Consider the following 17525-nt stretch of genomic DNA (forward strand, 5'->3'; position numbering starts at 1 on the left):
GTCATGCGCATCCGGCGATCAGCCGTCCGCGACCTTGTGGCTCAGGAAAAAAGCCGCATCCTGCGCCCCCAAGGCGTACGCATCGCGCACCGTCGTCCCTGGAGAGCAGTCCCAGGTCGATACGGGAATTCGCCGGCTCGGTTGCCAGTAGGTCCGACCTTCCCACTTGAAGAGCATGGGCAGCGCTGGATAGTGGCGGGTGAGCAGCACCAGGGTGCCGGCGCGCTCACCGTCAGACTGACGAGGAATCGGGGCATTATCGGTGTAGCCGCCATCAATGGCGTGCGCTCCACCCACATGGCGTGCCGACATGAAGGGCGGCGCGGATGCGGCGGCGACGAGCAACGACTGCGCCGACTCGATATCCGCGCAGTCGTTGAGCACCATGAAGTCCTGGCGCAGGCCCATTCGTGCGGGAAGCCGCGGATGGATGCTGTTCCACAGGTATCTGTCGAACAAGTACGCGAGCGTTCCGGCAACGACGGATCCCCCTGTACCCAACAAGCGTGCCGGTCGCGTCAAGCCGACCACGAGGCGCGACGACGCATGGCGCAGCGTATCGAATGTCTTCGTACTGATGAATGCATCGATCCATGCCGGGTAGACCTCCTGGTGCGCGAACTTCAACGTTAGCCGAGCGAGCCCAGACCAGTCGAAGATTCTTGGGTTCCCGGCAAACAAGCGCAGGCAGGCCTCGAGGGCCGTCCCGTCGCCCTGGGCGAGGAACGATGCAGCCACGGCGGCGCCGGCGCTGGTGCCGACGAGTTGCCCCGGAAGCGCCAGGCCGTGATCGAGCAGTCGTCGAACCGCCCCCGCCTGCCACCAGCACCGATTCCCACCACCGGAGAACACCAGCGTCTTCGTTTCATCGAAGTTGTAAGCCCCCACGTCCTGCACTCCACCGCGCATACCGCCTCCTTCCCTGGTCGTGAAAAGCGCGAGCATCGCATGAAGATGAAAGCATTTTCTTGCGACTTGGCTGAAACGTCACGACAACAGCTTCCGCGCGCCGTTATAGTCGCGAGACCATCCAGTAGAAGCCGATGCCCATGACTCGTCTTTCCCGAATCGCCCTGGCCGCCGTCCTTGCCGCACTGGCGCTGCCTTCCGTCGCCGCGGACCTCAAGGTCATGACCTTCAATGTCCGTACGATGACAGGCAAGGATGGTCCCAACGGCTGGGAATTCCGGCGCGACCTCTTCGCGGACACCATCCGCCAGATGCATCCGGACGTGATCGGCACGCAGGAGCTGTACAAGCAGCAGGGCGACGACACGGTGCAACGCCTGCCCGAGTACACATGGTTCGGCCGCGACCGTTACGGCAAGCACACCGACGAACACATGGGCATCTTCTACAGGAAGGACAGCCTGAAACTCGTCAAGTCCGGCGACTTCTGGTATTCGAGCACGCCCGACAAGCCCGCGAGCATGGATTGGGGCAACATCATGCCGCGCATGGTGAACTGGGCCCTGTTCGAGCGGCTGTCCGACCACAAACGCTTCTATCTGCTCGACACCCATCTACCCTATCGCGACCAGGACGAAGACGTCCGCACACGCTGCACCAGGCTCCTGGCGGAGTTCATCGCCAAGCTGCCGAAAGGCGTGCCGGTGATCGTGACCGGCGATTTCAACACCGTGCCGGGCGGTGAATCGCACAAGGTGATCACGGCATCGCTGAAAGACGCATGGGATACCGCCCCGAAGCGCGAGGGTCCGGCCGAGACCTTCCACGACTTCACCGGCAAGGCGACGAAGCGGATCGACTGGATACTCTCCAGCGGCGTCACCGCCAAGTCCATCGAGACGATCACTACGTCGAAGGATGGCCGCTATCCTTCCGATCACTTTCCCGTGCAAGCCGATTTCGACCTCTGACGACGGCTGCGGCGTTGTAGGAGCCGCCATGGCGGCGAGGGAAATCTCGCCGCGGTTTCGCGAGGGTTCCTCGCCGCCGTAGCGGTTCCTGCATGGGTGACCGGTCCGGGTGCCTTCGAGGCCTCGACTTGCCCGTGCGGGGCAGAGCCGTGGATGATGTCCGCACCCTAGCCGGAGTACGTCCCATGCGCCGACTTCTCGTTGCCGCCCTGTTCGCCCTCGCCGCTTTCTGCGCACACGCCGCCACGCCGCCTGCCAGCGCTCCTGCCTCCTACTTCGACAACACCGGCCGCGACGACGTCCTCTCCGGTGGCCAGAAGACCATCGTCATCGACACGCCCAAGGGCAAGTTCCGGGTCTGGACAAAGCGGGTCGGCAACAATCCGACGATCAAGGTCCTCCTGCTGCACGGTGGTCCGGGCGCCACGCACGAGTACTTCGAAGCCTTCGACAGTTACTTCCCGGGTGCGGGCATCGAGTACTACTACTACGATCAGCTCGGCTCGGCCTTCAGCGACAAGCCGACCGATCCTTCGCTGTGGGAAATCCCCCGCTTCGTCGACGAAGTGGAGCAGGTGCGCAAGGCCTTGCACCTGGACAAGGACAACTTCTACCTCCTCGGCCACTCCTGGGGCGGCGTGCTCGCGATCGAGTACGCGCTGAAGTACCCGCAGCACCTCAAGGGGCTGGTCATCTCGAACATGATGGACAGCATCCCGGCGTACAACGAATACGCCCAGAAGGTGCTGATGCCTTCCATGGACCCGAAGAAGCTCGCCGAGATCAAGCGCCTCGAAGCGGAGCACAGGACCGACGACCCGGCCTACATGGCCATCCTGATGCCGATGCACTACGAGAAGCACATCCTCCGGATGCCCGCGGCGCAGTGGCCGGAGCCCGTCGAGCGCGCATTCGGGCACATCAACCAGCAGATCTACGTGTCGATGCAGGGCCCCAGCGAACTGGGCGCCAGCGGCAAGCTGCTGCACTGGGACCGCAGCCGCGACCTCGGGAGGATCAAGGTGCCGACGCTGGTCATCGGCGCGCAGTACGACACGATGGACCCGAAGTACATGGCGGCCATGGCGAAGAAGATGCCCGATGCACGCTTCCTGCTCTGCCCGCAGGGCGGGCACCTGGCGATGTACGACGACCAGAAGACCTATTTCACCGGACTGGTCGCGTTCCTGAAGGACGTGGACGCGGGCAAGCCGCTGAACTGAGTGCCTTGTGTGGGAGCCGCTTCAGCGGCGATGAGTGCCCGCGGCGAGCTTGCCCGTTGCCGCGGGATCGCCGGCATAGCCGGCTCCCACAGGTGATCCGCTGTCCCGCGCTTGCCGGTCTTCGCTCCTGAGACCGCTTTCTGGCAACATCGTCCGGTTATCGACGCGCCGTGGCGCGCCTGCCGGATGCACAAGCCCATGAATTTGCAAGCCAATTACGAACAGATCCCGCTCAAGGAGTACGCCGAGCGGGCCTACCTCGACTATTCCATGTACGTGGTGCTGGACCGCGCCCTGCCCTTCGTGGGCGACGGGCTGAAGCCGGTCCAGCGCCGCATCGTGTACGCCATGAGCGAGCTGGCCCTCGGTGCCACCGCCAAGCCCAAGAAGTCGGCGCGCACCATCGGCGACGTGATCGGCAAGTTCCACCCGCACGGCGACTCGGCCTGCTACGAGGCCATGGTGCTCATGGCCCAGCCGTTCTCCTACCGCTATCCGCTGGTGGACGGCCACGGCAACTTCGGTTCGCCGGACGATCCGAAGAGCTTCGCGGCCATGCGTTACACGGAATCGCGCCTCACCCCGATCGCCGAGGTGCTGCTGTCCGAACTGGGCCACGGCACCACCGACTGGGTGCCGAACTTCGACGGCACCCTGGAAGAGCCCTCCTGGCTGCCGGCGCGCGTGCCGCACGTGCTGCTGAACGGCTCCATGGGCATCGCCGTGGGCATGGCCACCGACATCCCGCCGCACAACCTGCGCGAGGTCGCCAGCGCCTGCATCCGCCTGCTCGACGATCCCGATGCCACGATCGCCGACCTGTGCGAGCACGTGCAGGGTCCGGATTACCCGACCACGGCGGAGATCATCACGCCGCGCAAGGAAATCCTGGCGATGTACCAGAACGGCACGGGCTCGGTCCGCGCCCGGGCGGTCTACGAGCGCGACGACGGCAACATCGTCATCACCGCCCTGCCCCACCAGGTATCGCCGTCGAAGATCCTCGAGCAGATCGCCGCGCAGATGCGCGCGAAGAAGCTGCCGATGCTGGAAGACCTGCGCGACGAGTCCGATCACGAGAACCCCATCCGCCTCGTGCTGGTGCCGCGTTCGAACCGCGTGGACGTGGACGAAATGATGCAGCACCTCTTTGCCACGACCGACCTGGAGAAGAGCTTCCGCGTCAACCTGAACATGATCGGCCTCGACGGTCGTCCGCAGGTCAAGGATCTGAAGATGATCCTGGCCGAGTGGCTGCGTTTCCGCACGGACACGGTCACCCGCCGCCTCAACCACCGCCTGGGCCGTGTCGAGCGCCGTCTGCACATGCTCGAGGCGCTGCGCATCGCCTTCCTCAATATCGACGAAGTGATCCGCATCGTCCGTACCGAGGAAGAGCCGAAGCCGGTGCTCATCGCGCGCTTCCGCCTCGACGAGGAACAGGCCGACTACATCCTCGAAACCAAGCTGCGCCAGCTGGCCCGCCTCGAGGAAATGAAGATCAACGAGGAGCGCGACAAGCTCGAGGAAGAGCGCGCGCGGATCAACGTGCTGCTGAAGTCGCCGGCCAAGCTCAAGGGCCTCATCAAGGAAGAGCTGCGCGGCGACGCCGAGAAGTACGGCGACGAGCGCCGCTCGCCGCTGATCGAGCGCAGCGTCGCCCAGGCGCTGGACGAAAGCGCGCTGGTCGCCTCCGAGCCGGTTACCGTGGTGCTGTCGCAGAAGGGCTGGGTGCGCGCCGGCAAGGGGCACGAGATCGACGGCGAGGCCCTGTCCTACCGCGACGGCGACAGCCTGCTGGCGATTTCCCGTGCACGCACGACCCAGCAGGTCGCCTTCATCGATTCGACCGGTCGCGCCTATGCCACGCCCGCGCATACGCTGCCCTCGGCACGCGGCAACGGCGAGCCGCTCACCGGCCGCTTCAGTCCGCCGGCGGGCGCGCGCTTCGACGCCCTGGTGGCCGCGGACAACGATACCCGCATCGTCCTGGCCACCGACTTCGGTTATGGCTTCGTGACCCGCTTCGAGGCCCTCACCGGCCGGCAGAAGGCGGGCAAGCAGATCATCTCGCTCAGCGACGGCGCGCGCGTGGTGGCACCGGCGATCACCGCCGACCCGTCGCGCGATCGCATCGTGGTCGTCTCGAGCGAAGGCCACCTGCTGATGTTCTCCGTCGCCGAACTGCCGGAACTCGACAAGGGCAAGGGCAACAAGCTCATCGAGATCCCCAAGGCGAAGCTCGCTTCCGGCGAGGAGCGCGTGGTCGGCGTCGCCGTGGTCGCCGAGGGCAAGGGCGAGGTCACGCTCTACGCGGGGCAGCGCAAGCTCACGCTGAAGTGGGCCGACCTGGTGGAATACGGCGGCAATCGGGCCACGCGGGGCGGCGTCCTGCCGCGCGGACTGCGGCGCGTGGAGCGGATCGAGACCACCGGCTGACGAGCCGCCCTCTTGTAGGAGCCGCTATGGCGGCGAGGGTCTCGCCCTAACTGTGGGAGCCGCTATAGCGGCGAGAAGCCAACGGGGCGAAGAAGCGGCGAGGCCAGTTTCCCTCGCCGCTATAGCGGCTCCTACAAGAGGGCGAGACCCTCACCGCTATGGCGGCTCCTACAGCCGCGTGACCGACCAGGAGACCATCCGGCCATCCTTATAGGGCATCACGCCATGGAACGGTCTCGGGTCGCCGTCGAACACGAGCGGCAGGAAATGGCGGTCGCCTTCCCACATGGGGAGGCTGTCCAGCGCGTCGACCGGCACCCATTCGAGGGCGCCTTCGGGATTCGACGCCAGCGGTTCGCCGTCGAAGCGGGTGACGACGAAGATGAAGCCCAGCCAGTCCTCGCCCTGCTTGCCGAAGCCCGGCCAGTTCAGCGTGCCGCGCAGGCTCATCTCCAGGCATTCGATGCCCGCCTCTTCGCGGATCTCGCGGCGCATGCACGAGGCGATGTCCTCGCCCGGCTCCATCTTGCCACCCAGGCCGTTGTACTTCCCCAGGTGCTGGTCGTCGGCGCGGGCGTTGCGATGGATCATGAGGACACGCTTGCCGTCGGGCGACAACACGTAGCCGAGCGTGGCAACGATGGGCGTATAGGGCATGGCGATGAAGGCGTGGGGGAAAAACCCTGAAGTTTACGCCTTGTTCCCGGACAGCGCCGCAGCGCAGCTTGCGCCAGCCGCCGGGCCCGGCGAACATGCCCGGATGCTCCATCTTCTCCTCCCCCGCCCGCTCGGCCACGCGTTCCGCTTCCTCGCTACCGGCTGCATCGCCGCGCTGGCGGGTTGCGCGAACCCGGCCGATGCCGTCGAAGGCCGCGAACTCACGTTCGACAGCCAGTCCTACTTCGCCGTCACCGTCGACACCCGCAAGGAAGACATCGAGTTCTACTGGCGCAACCCCGACAACGGACAGCCGTTCGGCGGCCTCGAGGCGCTGAAGACCTGGACGTCCGCCAAGGGCCGCCCGCTCGCCTTCGCCGCCAATGCCGGCATTTACGACCGCGAATTCAGGCCGCTGGGTCTCTATGTGGAGAACGGCAAGACCATCGTGCCGCTCAACCGGACGCACGGTAACCCCCGCTCGGGCAATTTCTCGCTGCTGCCCAACGGCGTGTTCGCCGTGTACGACGACGGCAGCGCGGAAGTGCGCACCAGCGAGGATTTCCACGCCGCGGGCCGCAAACCGCGTTGGGCCACGCAGTCCGGGCCCATGCTCGTCATCGACGGCGAGATCAACACGCAGTTCGAGAACGGCTCGGACAGCATGAAGTGGCGCAGCGGAGTCTGCGCGAAGACACCCCGGGAGGTGGTCTTCGTGGTCAGCCGCGCACCCGTGAACTTCCACAGCTTCGCCCGCCTCTTCCGCGACGAGATCGGCTGCCGCGACGCGCTCTTCCTCGACGGCACGATCTCGCAGTTCTATACGCCGGAAACGGGATACGCCGGTGCGCCCGCCTTCATGACCAAGCCCTATGCCGGCATGGTGGCCGTCTTTCCGAAGCGACGCTGACGACCGGTTCAGTCCAGCATGCGCTGGCAAATCGCCTCGTAGAGGTCCGGCAACCGCTCGAGGTCGGCGATCGACACGCACTCGTCCACCTTGTGGATCGTGGCGTTGACCGGACCGAGTTCGACGACTTCGGCGCCCATCGGTGCGATGAAGCGCCCGTCCGAGGTACCGCCACCCGTGCTCTGCTCGGGATCGATGCCGCAGAGGTCGCGGCAAACGTTCACCACGACCTCGCGCAGGCGGCCGCCGGGCGGTGCGAGGAAAGGGTGGCCCGAGAGGTGCCAGTCGATGGCGAAGTCCACGCCGTGCGTGCGCAGGATGGCTTCGGCACGTTCGCGCAGCCCGTCCGCGGTGCTCGCGGTGGCATGGCGGAAGTTGATCAGCGCGACGAGTTCGCCGGGGATGACGTTGTTGGCGCCGGTCCCCGCGTTGATGTTGGACACCTGGAACGAGGTGGGCGGGAAGTCGGCATTGCCGTCGTCCCAGCGTTCCGCCACCAGGGCGGCGAGCGCCGGGGCGAAGGCGTGGATCGGATTCGTGGCCTTTTCGGGATAAGCGACGTGGCCTTGCACGCCGCGCACGGTGAGCGTGCCGGAAAGCGAACCGCGGCGCCCCACGCGGATGAGGTCGCCGAGCCGCGCCTTCGCCGACGGCTCGCCGACGACGCAGGCGTCGATCCGCTGGCCGGTCGCGGCAAAATGTCGGACCACTTCGCGCACGCCGTGCAGTGCCACGCCCTCCTCGTCGCTGGTCAACAGCAGACCGACGGTACCGGCATGGCCGGGATTCGCGGCGACGAAGCGCTCCAGCGCCACGACCATGGCCGCGACCGAGCCCTTCATGTCGGCCGCGCCGCGGCCGTAAAGCAGGCCGTCGCGCTCGGTGGGCTCGAACGGCGGCGAAACCCAGCGTTCTTCCGGACCGCTCGGCACGACATCGGTGTGCCCGAGGAAGGCGAGTACGGGGCCGTCGCTTCCGTGCGTCGCCCAGAGGTTGTCCACGTCGCCGTAGCGCAGGTGCTCGATGCGGAAGCCGGCGGCTTCCAGGCGGCTGGCGATCAGCGGCAGGCAGCCGGCGTCTTGAGGGGTGACCGAGCGGCGGCGGATGAGGTCGCGAGTCAATGCGAGGACGGGAGACATGCTCGATCCGATCAGGGGGCAGGGAAAAGCAGAAGACGAAACGTCACTTGCCGAAGCGCTTCTTGAAGCCGTTGTCGGTGAAGCCGACGGATACATCGTCGCCCTCCACCACCACCGGCCGCTTGATGAGCGCCGGATACTCCTTCAGCAACAAGGTCCATTCCGGATCGGTGCGAGGGTCCTTCCGCTGCGGCAACAAGGTCCGCCACGTGGTGGACGCCTTGTTCACCAGCTTCTCCCAGCCGCCGACCTTCTCCGCCCAGATTTTCAGCGTCGCCGCCGGTACCGGGTTCGCGCGGTAATCCACGAAGTCGTGGGCCACGCCGAAGCGCGTCAGCCAGTTGCGCGCCTTCTTGCAGGTATCGCAGGTGGGCAGGCCATACACGATGACGGTCATGGTTCAGTCGCCGCTGCGCAGCAGTTCGTTGATGCCGGTCTTGGCGCGGGTCTTCTCGTCCACCTGCTTCACGATCACCGCCGCGTAGAGGCTGTGGCTGCCGTCCTTCGCCGGCAGGCTCCCCGACACCACGACGCTGCCCGCCGGCACGCGGCCATAGCTGATCTCGCCGGTAGCGCGGTTGTAGATGCGCGTGGACTGGCCGAGGAACACGCCCATGCCGATCACCGAGCCCTTCTCCACCACCACGCCTTCGACCACCTCGGAACGCGCGCCGATGAAGCAGTTGTCCTCGATGATGGTGGGGTTCGCCTGCAGCGGCTCCAGCACGCCGCCGATGCCGACGCCACCGGACAGGTGCACGTTCGCGCCGATCTGCGCGCAGGAACCGACCGTCGCCCAGGTGTCGACCATCGAGCCGGACCCGACGTAGGCACCGATGTTGGTGTAGCTCGGCATCAGCACGGCGTCCTTCGCGATGTGGGCGCCGCGGCGAACCAGCGCGCCGGGCACGACGCGCGCGCCGAGGTTCGCGAATTCGTTGGCGTCGCCCTCGGTGAAGCGCAGCGGCACCTTGTCGAAGGCGCTGGACGGACCGCCGTCGACCACACGGTTGCCGTTCATGCGGAAATACAGCAGCACCGCCTTCTTCAGCCAGGCGTTGACCGTCCAGCCGCCCTTGCCGTCCGGTTCGGCCACGCGGCGCTCTCCGGACTCCAGCAGGTTGAGAACCTGCTCAACCGCGTCGCGCAGATCGCCCTCCATTTCGTTCTGGGTAAGCGCGGCGCGGCGCTCGAAGGCGTCGTCGATGAGGGATTCAAGCGTTTGCATCTGCATGTACGGAAGTCCTGGGGCTTTCGGGGCCGATGTGGCGCAGCAGGCACGTCCGCAGGATATCCCGGCGGTCGGGCGAGAGCGGCGCGTTGCTGCGATCGGTGAGTTGGAAGAAGTCTTCGACACGTTCGCCGAACGTGGCGATGCGCGCATCATGCACGCGCACCTCCGCTTCGGCCAGCGCCTGGGCCACGGCGGCAAGCAGGCCGGGCCGGTCGGTGCACACGAGGGCGAGCTGGGTGCGTTCGCCGGCGTCGACGAATTCGATCCGCGGCGCCATCTGGAAATGGCGCAGGTGACGGGAGATCCCGCGCTTCGCCGGGCCGTGGCCGGCCGGCTGGGCGAGCGCGTGACGCATCCGTGCGCGCAGCTCTTCCGCCCGCTGCAGCGACGCTGGCGCCTGCGAATCCGATTCCAGCAGGAGGAAGGTGTCCAGCGCCTTGCCCGTGCTCGAGACCAGGACGCGCGCCTCCATGACGGAAAAACGCAGGCGGTCCAGCACGGCCGTCACCGTGGCGAACAGGCCGTCGCGGTCGGGCGTGTAGATGAAGAGCTCCGTGCTGCCGCGCACGGAGAAGGGATGCACCTCCACCAGCGGCGTCGCACCGTGGGCGCGCAGGATGGCGGCGGTCTGCCATGCGATCTGCTCGGGACGGTGGCGCAGGAAGCTCGAATCGGGGAACTCGGCCCAGACGCGGGCGATGTCGTCCGTATCGACGCGCTCGGTCGCGAGCACGCTCATCGCCTTCTCGCGGCACTCGCGCACGCGCGCGGCGGAGTCGGCGGGCGGCGTGAGGTCGCTGCGCAAGGCGAAGCGCGTGGCCGTATAGAGGTCTGCCAGGAGACGGTCCTTCCAGGCGTTCCAGAGCTTGGGGCTGGTACCGATGATGTCGGCGATCGTCAGCAGGTAGAGATGGTCGAGATGCTCCCAGTCGCCCACTTCGGCACCGAAGCGGTGCACGACCTCGGGATCGGTGATGTCCTGGCGCTGCGCGGTGGTGCTCATCGACAGGTGGTGGCGGACCAGCCAGGCCACGAGTTCCACCTGCTCTTCCGGCAGCCCCAGCCGCGCGCAGAAGGCTCGCGCCTCCTCCTCGCCCAACACCGAGTGATCGCCGCCGCGTCCCTTCGCGATGTCGTGGAACAGCGCGGCGAGCAGCAGCAGCTCGGGCTTCTCCAGGTGCGGCCACACTTCGCAGGCGATGGGGAACTCGCGCCGCGCCGCGGGATCGGCGAAGCGCGCCACCGTGCGCAGCACGCGCGTGGTGTGTTCGTCCACGGTATAGACATGGAACAGGTCGTACTGCATCCGCCCGACCACCTTGCCGAACGCGGGCAGGATGGCTGCGAGCAGACCATGCCGGTTCATCCGCCATAGCGCATCCACGGCGGGCGCGCCACGGCGCAGCAGCGAAAGGAAGGCGCCGAGCACCTGCGGATCGTCGGCAAGCGATTCGCCATGCTGCGATACGGCGTGCTGGATGCGGCGCATGGTCTCCGCGGTGAAGCCGGTGATGCCGGGCTCGTCGAGCCGCGCGATGAAGATGTCCACGAGCGACGAGGGACGACGCACGAACAGGTGCGGATTGCGTGGCGCGATCCGCGATCCGTAGCGGACGTAGTCGCTGCCGACCGGCTGCGGTTCCGTCGCCGGATCCAGCATTTCCTCGAAGCGCTCCACCAGCTGGGTACCCGAGCGCTCGATCTGCGTCGCCGCCCGGTAATAACCCTGCATGAACTGCTCGACACCGAGGTTCTTCGCGTGCTCGTCCTCGAAGCCGAGGCGCGCGGCGAGCGCGCGCTGGTAGTCGAACAGCAGCCGTTCCTCGGCGCGCCCGGCTTCCAGGTGCAAGGCGTAGCGGTAGCGGCGGAGGGTTTCCTCGGCACGCGTCAGCCGCGTGGCCTCGACCGGTTCGAGCAGGCCCTCGGCCACCATCGCGTCGAAGTCCGGCGCGTTCGCGAGACGCCGGCCCAGCCAGCGGATGGCGTCGAGCGTGCGCAGGCCGCCGGGCCCGTCCTTGAGGTTGGGTTCGAGGTTCTGTGCCGTATCGTCGTAACGCGCGTGGCGGGCGTCGCGCTCGGCGAGGCGGGCCGCAAGGTAGGCGCGCGGCGGCCAGATGGCCGGATCGTCGAGGATGCCGCGCAGCCGGTTGCCGAGGGACGGCAGGCCGACGAGGCGCCGGGCATCCAGCAGGCTGGTAAAGACGCTCGCGTCCTGGATGGCCAGTTCCCGGCACTGCTCCACCGTGCGCACCGCGTGGCCGGGCTTCAGCCCGATGTCCCACAGGCAGGCGAAGAAGTGCTCGAGCGCACGCGCCAGCGCGGGAGAATTCCCGTCGACCAGCGCCAGCAGATCGACATCGGAGCGCGGAAACAGCATGCCGCGGCCGAAGCCGCCGACGGCGAACAAGGCGGCCTCGGCACCGTCGCCCAGGCTGGCGTGCCACGCGTGGACCACGACCCGGTCGACGATCTCCGCCCGGCGGCGGGCAAGCGCCGAAGCATCCTCACCTTCCTGGAAGCCGACGGCCAGCGCGCGGTCCACGTCACCCAGCAGCTGACGCAGCGAACGCCGGGCCTCGGGCGACACGCCGGAGCGCGGTACCACTTTCGGAAGGCGCGGAAGCGATGGCAGCGTCACATCGGAATCCTATGGGGCCGTTGTAGGAGCCGCTATAGCGGCGAGGGGAATCTTGCCACGGTGTCGCGAGGTTCCCTCGCCGCTATAGCGGCTCCTACAGGGATAAGTCAGGCGGCGTCGGGCCAGGGTGTCAGGATCTCGAAGCCGTCTTCCGTCACGGCGATGGTGTGCTCCCACTGCGCGGACAGGGAATGGTCCTTCGTGACCACGGTCCATCCGTCCGGCAGGGACTTCGTCTGCGGCTTCCCGGCGTTGATCATCGGCTCGACGGTGAAGGTCATGCCGGGCTTCAACGCCAGGCCGGTACCCGGACGGCCGTAGTGCAGCACCTGGGGTTCGTCATGGTAGACCTTGCCGATCCCGTGGCCGCAGTACTCGCGCACCACCGAGAAACCCGCCGCCTCGGCGTGCTTCTGGATCGCGGCGCCCACGTCGCCCAGGGTGGCCCCCGGCCTGACCGCCTGGATGCCCTTCATCATCGCCTCGAAGGTGGTTTCCACCAGGCGCTTCGCCAGCACGCTGGGCGTGCCCACGAAGTACATGCGGCTGGTGTCGCCATGCCAGCCGTCCTTGATCACCGTGACATCGATGTTCACGATGTCGCCGTCCTTCAGGACCTTGCTGGGGCTGGGAATTCCGTGGCAGATCACGTGGTTGACCGAGGTACAGGTGGTTTTCGGGTAGCCGCGGTAGCCGACGTTCGCGGGAATGGCCTTCTGCACATTCACGATGTGGTCGTGGGCGAGCTGGTCCAGTTCCTCGGTGGTGACGCCCGGCTTCACGTGGGGCACCAGCATGGCAAGCACTTCGGCGGCCAGCCGGCCGGCCTCGCGCATGGCTTGGATTTCTTCGGGGGTCTTCGGTACGACGGCCATACGATCTCTCTTTTCCTTTGCCCTTCAGGGGATTGGGCCTGCCACCCGAGGTGGCGGCGCCCCTGCCGGAATTCCACCCTCGGCTTGCGACCGGAAGGCTCCGCGGGCTACAATTAGCGAGTTTTGCTGTCCGGCGCAGTCGTCCAGAGGACGACCACGGCGGCAAATCGAAGCGCGATTGTAACCGCACGGGGCCACCCTTGGTCCCGGCGCGAAGCGATCGCTTCAACGCCACACACGCATCGGCACCGCCTTCGGGGTGCCCGTCCTCAAGGGGCCGGGTCGAAGCCGGGGATGCGTGGAGGTCCCAACCCCCATAGAACCGCCAAGGCGGTTCGCCCAGGAGTATTCCATGGCACAAGTCACCATGCGCGAGATGCTGGAAGCCGGCGTCCATTTCGGTCACCAGACCCGTTACTGGAACCCCAAGATGGCTCCGTACATCTTTGGCGCCCGCGGCAAGATCCACATCATCAACCTCGAGAAGACGCTTCCGCTCTTCACCGACGCGATGAACTTCCTCTCGGGCCTGGCCCAGAAGGGCGGCACCATCCTGTTCGTCGGCACCAAGCGTTCGGCCCGCGAGGCCCTCGCCGAGGAAGCCGGCCGCGCCGGCCAGCCGTTCGTCACCGCCCGCTGGCTCGGCGGCATGCTGACCAACTTCCGCACGGTCAAGCAGTCGGTTGCCCGCCTGAAGGAACTGGAAGCCGCCGAAACCGACGGTTCGTTCGACCGCCTGGTGAAGCACGAAGTGCTGGCCCGTCGCCGCGAGCGCGAGAAGCTGCAGAACTCGCTGGGCGGCATCAAGGACATGAACCGCCTGCCGGACGCGCTCTTCATCGTGGACATCGGCCACGAAGACATCGCCGTCCAGGAAGCCCGCAAGCTGGGCATCCCGGTCGTCGCCGTCGTCGATACCAACTACGACCCGGCCCTCGTCGACTACGCCATCCCGGGTAACGACGACGCCATCCGCGCCATCCAGCTGTACGCCCGCGCCGCCGCCGACTCCATCCTGGAAGGCAAGGCCGCCGCTCCGAACGCCGCCCGTGGCGATGCCAACGAGTTCGTGGAGCTGGACGAGGAAGGCAACCCGGTCGCCAAGGACGACGCCCCGCGCGGCGAGCGTCGCGGCGCCCCGGCCAAGAAGGGTGCACCGCGCCGCGAAGGCGGCCGTGAGGGTGGTCGCGGCGCCCGCGCTTAAGCGCCCCGCCCCGCACCTTTCGCATCACCCCGGCGCCGCGGCAAGACCGCCGCGGCGCCATCAAACCTTTGAGGAATTACCATGGCTGAGATCACCGCAAGCCTCGTCAAGGACCTGCGCGAGCGTTCCGGCGTCGGCATGATGGAGTGCAAGAAGGCGCTCGTCGAAAACAACGGCGACATCGAAGCGGCGATGGAATGGCTGCGCAAGAACGGCATGGCCAAGGCCGACAAGAAGGCCGACCGCGTGGCCGCCGAAGGCCTCGTCGCCGTCGCCACCCAGGGTGGCAAGGGCGTCATGGTCGAAGTCAACAGCGAAACCGACTTCGCCGCGAAGAACGACCAGTTCATCAAGTTCACCAAGGACGTCGCCGACGTCGCCCTCGCTTCCGGCGCCACCGACATCGAGGCGGTGAAGGCCGCCAAGCTCGGCGGCGGTACGGTCGAGGAAGGCGCGAAGGAGCTGACGCTCACGATCGGCGAGAAGTTCGACGTCCGCCGCGTCGCCACCGTGCAGACCGACGGCGTGCTGGGTGCCTACTCGCACAGCGGCCGCATCGGCGTGCTCGTGGCGCTCAAGGGCGGCTCGGAAGAGCTGGCCAAGGGCATCGCCATGCACGTCGCCGCGATGAATCCGAAGTTCGTCAGCGAGAAGGACGTCCCGGCCGATTTCCTCGAGAAGGAAAAGGAAATCGAGCTCTCGAAGATGACGGACAAGGAAAAGGCCAAGCCGGCCGAGATCCTCGAGAAGATCGTCTCGGGCAAGGTCAACAAGATCCTTGCCGACGTGACCCTCGTGGGTCAGTCGTACGTCATCGATACCGATATCACGGTGGGTGAGGCCCTGAAGAAGGCCGGCGCCGAGATCATCAAGGTCGAGCGCCTCGCCGTCGGCGAAGGCATCGAGAAGGTGGTGGACGATTTCGCCGCCGAAGTGATGAAGCAGGCGGGTCTGGCGTAAGCCACCCTCGAGCGTCACGAAAAAAGGCCGCGAGCGATCGCGGCCTTTTTTTCGTCGTGCGGGGCGGAGACGCCGGGCCCCTGCCTGTGCAGGGACGACGGGAGGTGTACGGGACGATCCGTCGCTCCCGCGGAGGCAGGAGCCCAGCGACTCCAGCGCCTGAAACTGCGATCCGCGACGGTTTTTCACATTCCTGCAACAACCCACGTCAGGTTAGACTACGCCCGTTTTGCCCCACACAATCTGGAGACTCCCCATGAGCACCCCGCTGAACCACCGCCGCATCCTGCTCAAGCTCTCCGGTGAAGCCCTGATGGGCAGCGAGGACTACGGCATCGACCCCGAGGTGATCGGCCGTCTCGCGAAGGAAATCCTCGAAGTCCACGATGCGGGCGTGCAAATCGGCGTCGTCATCGGCGGCGGCAACATCTTCCGCGGCGCGGGCCTCGCCGCCGCGGGCATGGATCGTGTCACCGGGGACCACATGGGCATGCTCGCCACCGTGATGAACGCGCTGGCCATGCAGGACGCCATCGAGAAGCTGGGCGGCGAAGCGCGCACCATGAGCGCCATCAAGATCAACGAGGTCTGCGAGGACTTCATCCGCCGCCGTGCCATCCGCCACCTCGAGAAAGGCCGCGTGACCCTGTTCGCCGCCGGCATCGGCAATCCCTTCTTCACGACCGACTCCGCCGCCGCCCTGCGCGCGGTGGAAGTGGGCGCCGACCTGCTGCTGAAGGCGACCAAGGTGGACGGGGTCTATTCCGCCGACCCGAAGCGCGTCGCCGACGCGGAACGTTACGAACACCTTACCTACAACCAGGTGATCGAGCGTCGCCTCGAGGTGATGGATACCGCCGCCATCGCACTGTGCCGCGAGAACAAGCTCCCGCTGCGCATCTACGACATGACCCAGCCGGGCAACCTCATGCGGATCATGCGCGGGGAGTCCGTGGGCACCCTCGTCGACGCCGGCTGAACCGCCGCCACGGCCCCTGCCGGGCGCACTGCTATACTCGCCTGCTGACCCGCTCCACCGGATGAAACCCATGATCAACGACATCAAGAAAGATGCTGAGACCCGCATGGGCAAGAGCATCGACTCGCTGAAGCACGACCTGAAGACCATCCGCACCGGTCGCGCCAATCCGTCGATCCTCGAGAACATCAAGGTGCCCTACTACGGCACCGATACCCCGCTGGCCCAGGTGGCCAACGTGACGACGCCGGACGCGCGCTCGCTGTCGGTGAAGCCGTTCGACAAGAGCATGGTCGGGCCGATCGAGAAGGCCATCATGGCCTCCGACCTCGGCATCACGCCCACCACCATGGGCATGGATATCCGCCTGAACTTCCCGCCGCCGACCGAGGAGCGCCGCAAGGAACTCGCGAAGAGCGTGGCGAAGGAAGGCGAGCAGGCCAAGATCGCCATCCGCAACGTACGCCGCGACGCCATCCAGCACGTCGACAAGCTGCTGAAGGACAAGACGATCACGGAAGACGACAAGAAGCGCGCCGACGACGACATCCAGAAGCTGACCGATAAGTTCGTCAAGGAAGTGGACGACGTGGTCAAGGAAAAGGAAAAGGAGCTGATGGCGCTCTGACGCGCCATCGGTTGCCGTCCATGGCAGCGAAGCCCGTCGACCGGGTTCCACGCCACCTGGCCATCGTGATGGATGGGAACGGCCGCTGGGCGAAGCAGCGTCTTCGCCCGCGCACGTTCGGCCACCACGCGGGACAGAAGGCCGTGAAGGAAGCGGTGGAGTTCTGCCTGCGCCGCGGCATCGCCTCGCTCACGCTGTTCGCATTCTCCAGCGAAAACTGGCGGCGCCCCGCCACCGAGGTGTCGGCGCTGATGGAACTGTTCCTCAAGGCGATCGACAAGGAAGTGGACGAACTGCACGGCAACGGCGTGCGCGTGCGCTTCGTCGGCGACCTCGCGGCCTTCGCACCCGAGTTGCGCGCGCGCATGCTCGGTGCGATGGAGCGCACGGCGGGCAACACCGCGCTCAATCTCAATGTGGCGGTGAACTACGGCGGCCGCTGGGACATCGCGAACGCCGCACGTCTCGCCGCCGAAGCCGTCGGCCGCGGCGAGTACCGCGCCGACGAGATCGACGAGGAGCGCCTCCACGGGTATACCTGTCTCGCCGACCAGCCCCCGCTCGACCTTTTCATCCGGACGGGCGGCGAGCGCCGGGTCAGCAACTTCCTGCTCTGGCAGATCGCCTATGCCGAGCTCTACTTCACCGACACCCTGTGGCCCGACGTCGACCAGGCCTGCCTCACCGAGGCGATCGACGACTATGCCCGCCGCGAGCGCCGTTACGGGCGCACCGGCGAACAGGTCACGGGTTGACGCT

The 17525-nt window shown here is 66.7% G+C and carries 15 protein-coding genes and 1 pseudogene; 9 read left to right on the plus strand and 7 right to left on the minus strand.

What is annotated here, in order from left to right:
- Positions 1-18: 18 nt before the first annotated feature.
- A complete protein-coding gene (locus HBF32_RS15660) occupies positions 19-909 on the minus strand; it encodes a patatin-like phospholipase family protein (RefSeq protein ID WP_166700721.1) in 891 nt (296 codons plus the stop codon).
- 140 nt (positions 910-1049) lie between these two features.
- On the opposite strand from HBF32_RS15660, the gene HBF32_RS15665 reads away from it, so the two are divergent.
- The 3 genes from HBF32_RS15665 to parC all read left to right on the plus strand — a co-directional run bounded on the left by HBF32_RS15665 (position 1050) and on the right by parC (position 5542).
- Positions 1050-1880: an endonuclease/exonuclease/phosphatase family protein gene (locus HBF32_RS15665; RefSeq protein ID WP_166700722.1), complete on the plus strand. Its 831-nt coding sequence runs from the start codon at positions 1050-1052 to the stop codon at positions 1878-1880.
- Positions 1881-2065: 185 nt separating this feature from the next.
- Positions 2066-3103, plus strand: a complete 1038-nt coding sequence (locus tag HBF32_RS15670; protein ID WP_166700723.1) for a proline iminopeptidase-family hydrolase — start codon at positions 2066-2068, stop codon at positions 3101-3103.
- Positions 3104-3301: 198 nt separating this feature from the next.
- Entirely contained in the window at positions 3302-5542 is a 2241-nt protein-coding gene (gene parC / locus HBF32_RS15675) for a DNA topoisomerase IV subunit A (RefSeq protein ID WP_166700724.1), read from the plus strand.
- A gap of 168 nt (positions 5543-5710) precedes the next feature.
- Here parC and HBF32_RS15680 read toward each other — a convergent pair whose 3' ends face one another.
- Positions 5711-6199 carry an NUDIX hydrolase gene (locus tag HBF32_RS15680; protein ID WP_166700725.1) on the minus strand — a complete coding sequence of 163 codons (489 nt, stop codon included), beginning with the start codon at positions 6197-6199 and terminating at the stop codon, positions 5711-5713.
- Between the two features lie 103 nt (positions 6200-6302).
- Between HBF32_RS15680 and HBF32_RS15685 the strand changes: the two genes are divergently transcribed.
- On the plus strand, positions 6303-7109 hold the full coding sequence (locus tag HBF32_RS15685; protein ID WP_166700726.1) for a phosphodiester glycosidase family protein: 807 nt from the start codon (positions 6303-6305) through the stop codon (positions 7107-7109).
- 8 nt (positions 7110-7117) lie between these two features.
- Here the strand turns inward: HBF32_RS15685 and dapE are convergent, their stop codons facing one another.
- The 5 genes and pseudogenes from dapE to map form a co-directional block, all read right to left on the minus strand.
- Entirely contained in the window at positions 7118-8248 is a 1131-nt protein-coding gene (gene dapE, locus HBF32_RS15690; protein ID WP_166700727.1) for a succinyl-diaminopimelate desuccinylase, read from the minus strand.
- A gap of 43 nt (positions 8249-8291) precedes the next feature.
- A complete protein-coding gene (locus HBF32_RS15695; protein WP_166700728.1) occupies positions 8292-8645 on the minus strand; it encodes a Spx/MgsR family RNA polymerase-binding regulatory protein in 354 nt (117 codons plus the stop codon).
- A gap of 3 nt (positions 8646-8648) precedes the next feature.
- The gene (gene dapD / locus HBF32_RS15700; RefSeq protein ID WP_240148015.1) at positions 8649-9635 is read right to left on the minus strand and encodes a 2,3,4,5-tetrahydropyridine-2,6-dicarboxylate N-succinyltransferase; all 987 of its coding nucleotides are present in this window, start codon (positions 9633-9635) and stop codon (positions 8649-8651) included.
- Positions 9577-12120 (minus strand): annotated as a pseudogene (gene glnD / locus HBF32_RS15705) ([protein-PII] uridylyltransferase); the annotation flags it as partial. The pseudogene glnD and the gene dapD, both read right to left, overlap by 59 nt.
- A gap of 107 nt (positions 12121-12227) precedes the next feature.
- A complete protein-coding gene (map, locus tag HBF32_RS15710) occupies positions 12228-12995 on the minus strand; it encodes a type I methionyl aminopeptidase (protein WP_166700730.1) in 768 nt (255 codons plus the stop codon).
- A gap of 352 nt (positions 12996-13347) precedes the next feature.
- On the opposite strand from map, the gene rpsB reads away from it, so the two are divergent.
- From rpsB to uppS, 5 genes are all read left to right on the plus strand, one after another.
- Entirely contained in the window at positions 13348-14199 is an 852-nt protein-coding gene (gene rpsB, locus HBF32_RS15715; RefSeq protein WP_166700731.1) for a 30S ribosomal protein S2, read from the plus strand.
- An 81-nt stretch (positions 14200-14280) separates the two neighbouring features.
- The gene (gene tsf / locus HBF32_RS15720; protein ID WP_166700732.1) at positions 14281-15159 is read left to right on the plus strand and encodes a translation elongation factor Ts; all 879 of its coding nucleotides are present in this window, start codon (positions 14281-14283) and stop codon (positions 15157-15159) included.
- A gap of 256 nt (positions 15160-15415) precedes the next feature.
- Entirely contained in the window at positions 15416-16138 is a 723-nt protein-coding gene (gene pyrH, locus HBF32_RS15725; RefSeq protein ID WP_166700733.1) for a UMP kinase, read from the plus strand.
- 70 nt (positions 16139-16208) lie between these two features.
- On the plus strand, positions 16209-16766 hold the full coding sequence (gene frr / locus HBF32_RS15730; protein ID WP_166700734.1) for a ribosome recycling factor: 558 nt from the start codon (positions 16209-16211) through the stop codon (positions 16764-16766).
- A gap of 20 nt (positions 16767-16786) precedes the next feature.
- The gene (gene uppS / locus HBF32_RS15735) at positions 16787-17521 is read left to right on the plus strand and encodes a polyprenyl diphosphate synthase (RefSeq protein WP_166700735.1); all 735 of its coding nucleotides are present in this window, start codon (positions 16787-16789) and stop codon (positions 17519-17521) included.
- The last annotated feature ends 4 nt before the right edge of the window (positions 17522-17525 follow it).

This window comes from Luteibacter yeojuensis, from assembly GCF_011742875.1.
In the GTDB taxonomy this organism is placed as follows: domain Bacteria; phylum Pseudomonadota; class Gammaproteobacteria; order Xanthomonadales; family Rhodanobacteraceae; genus Luteibacter; species Luteibacter yeojuensis.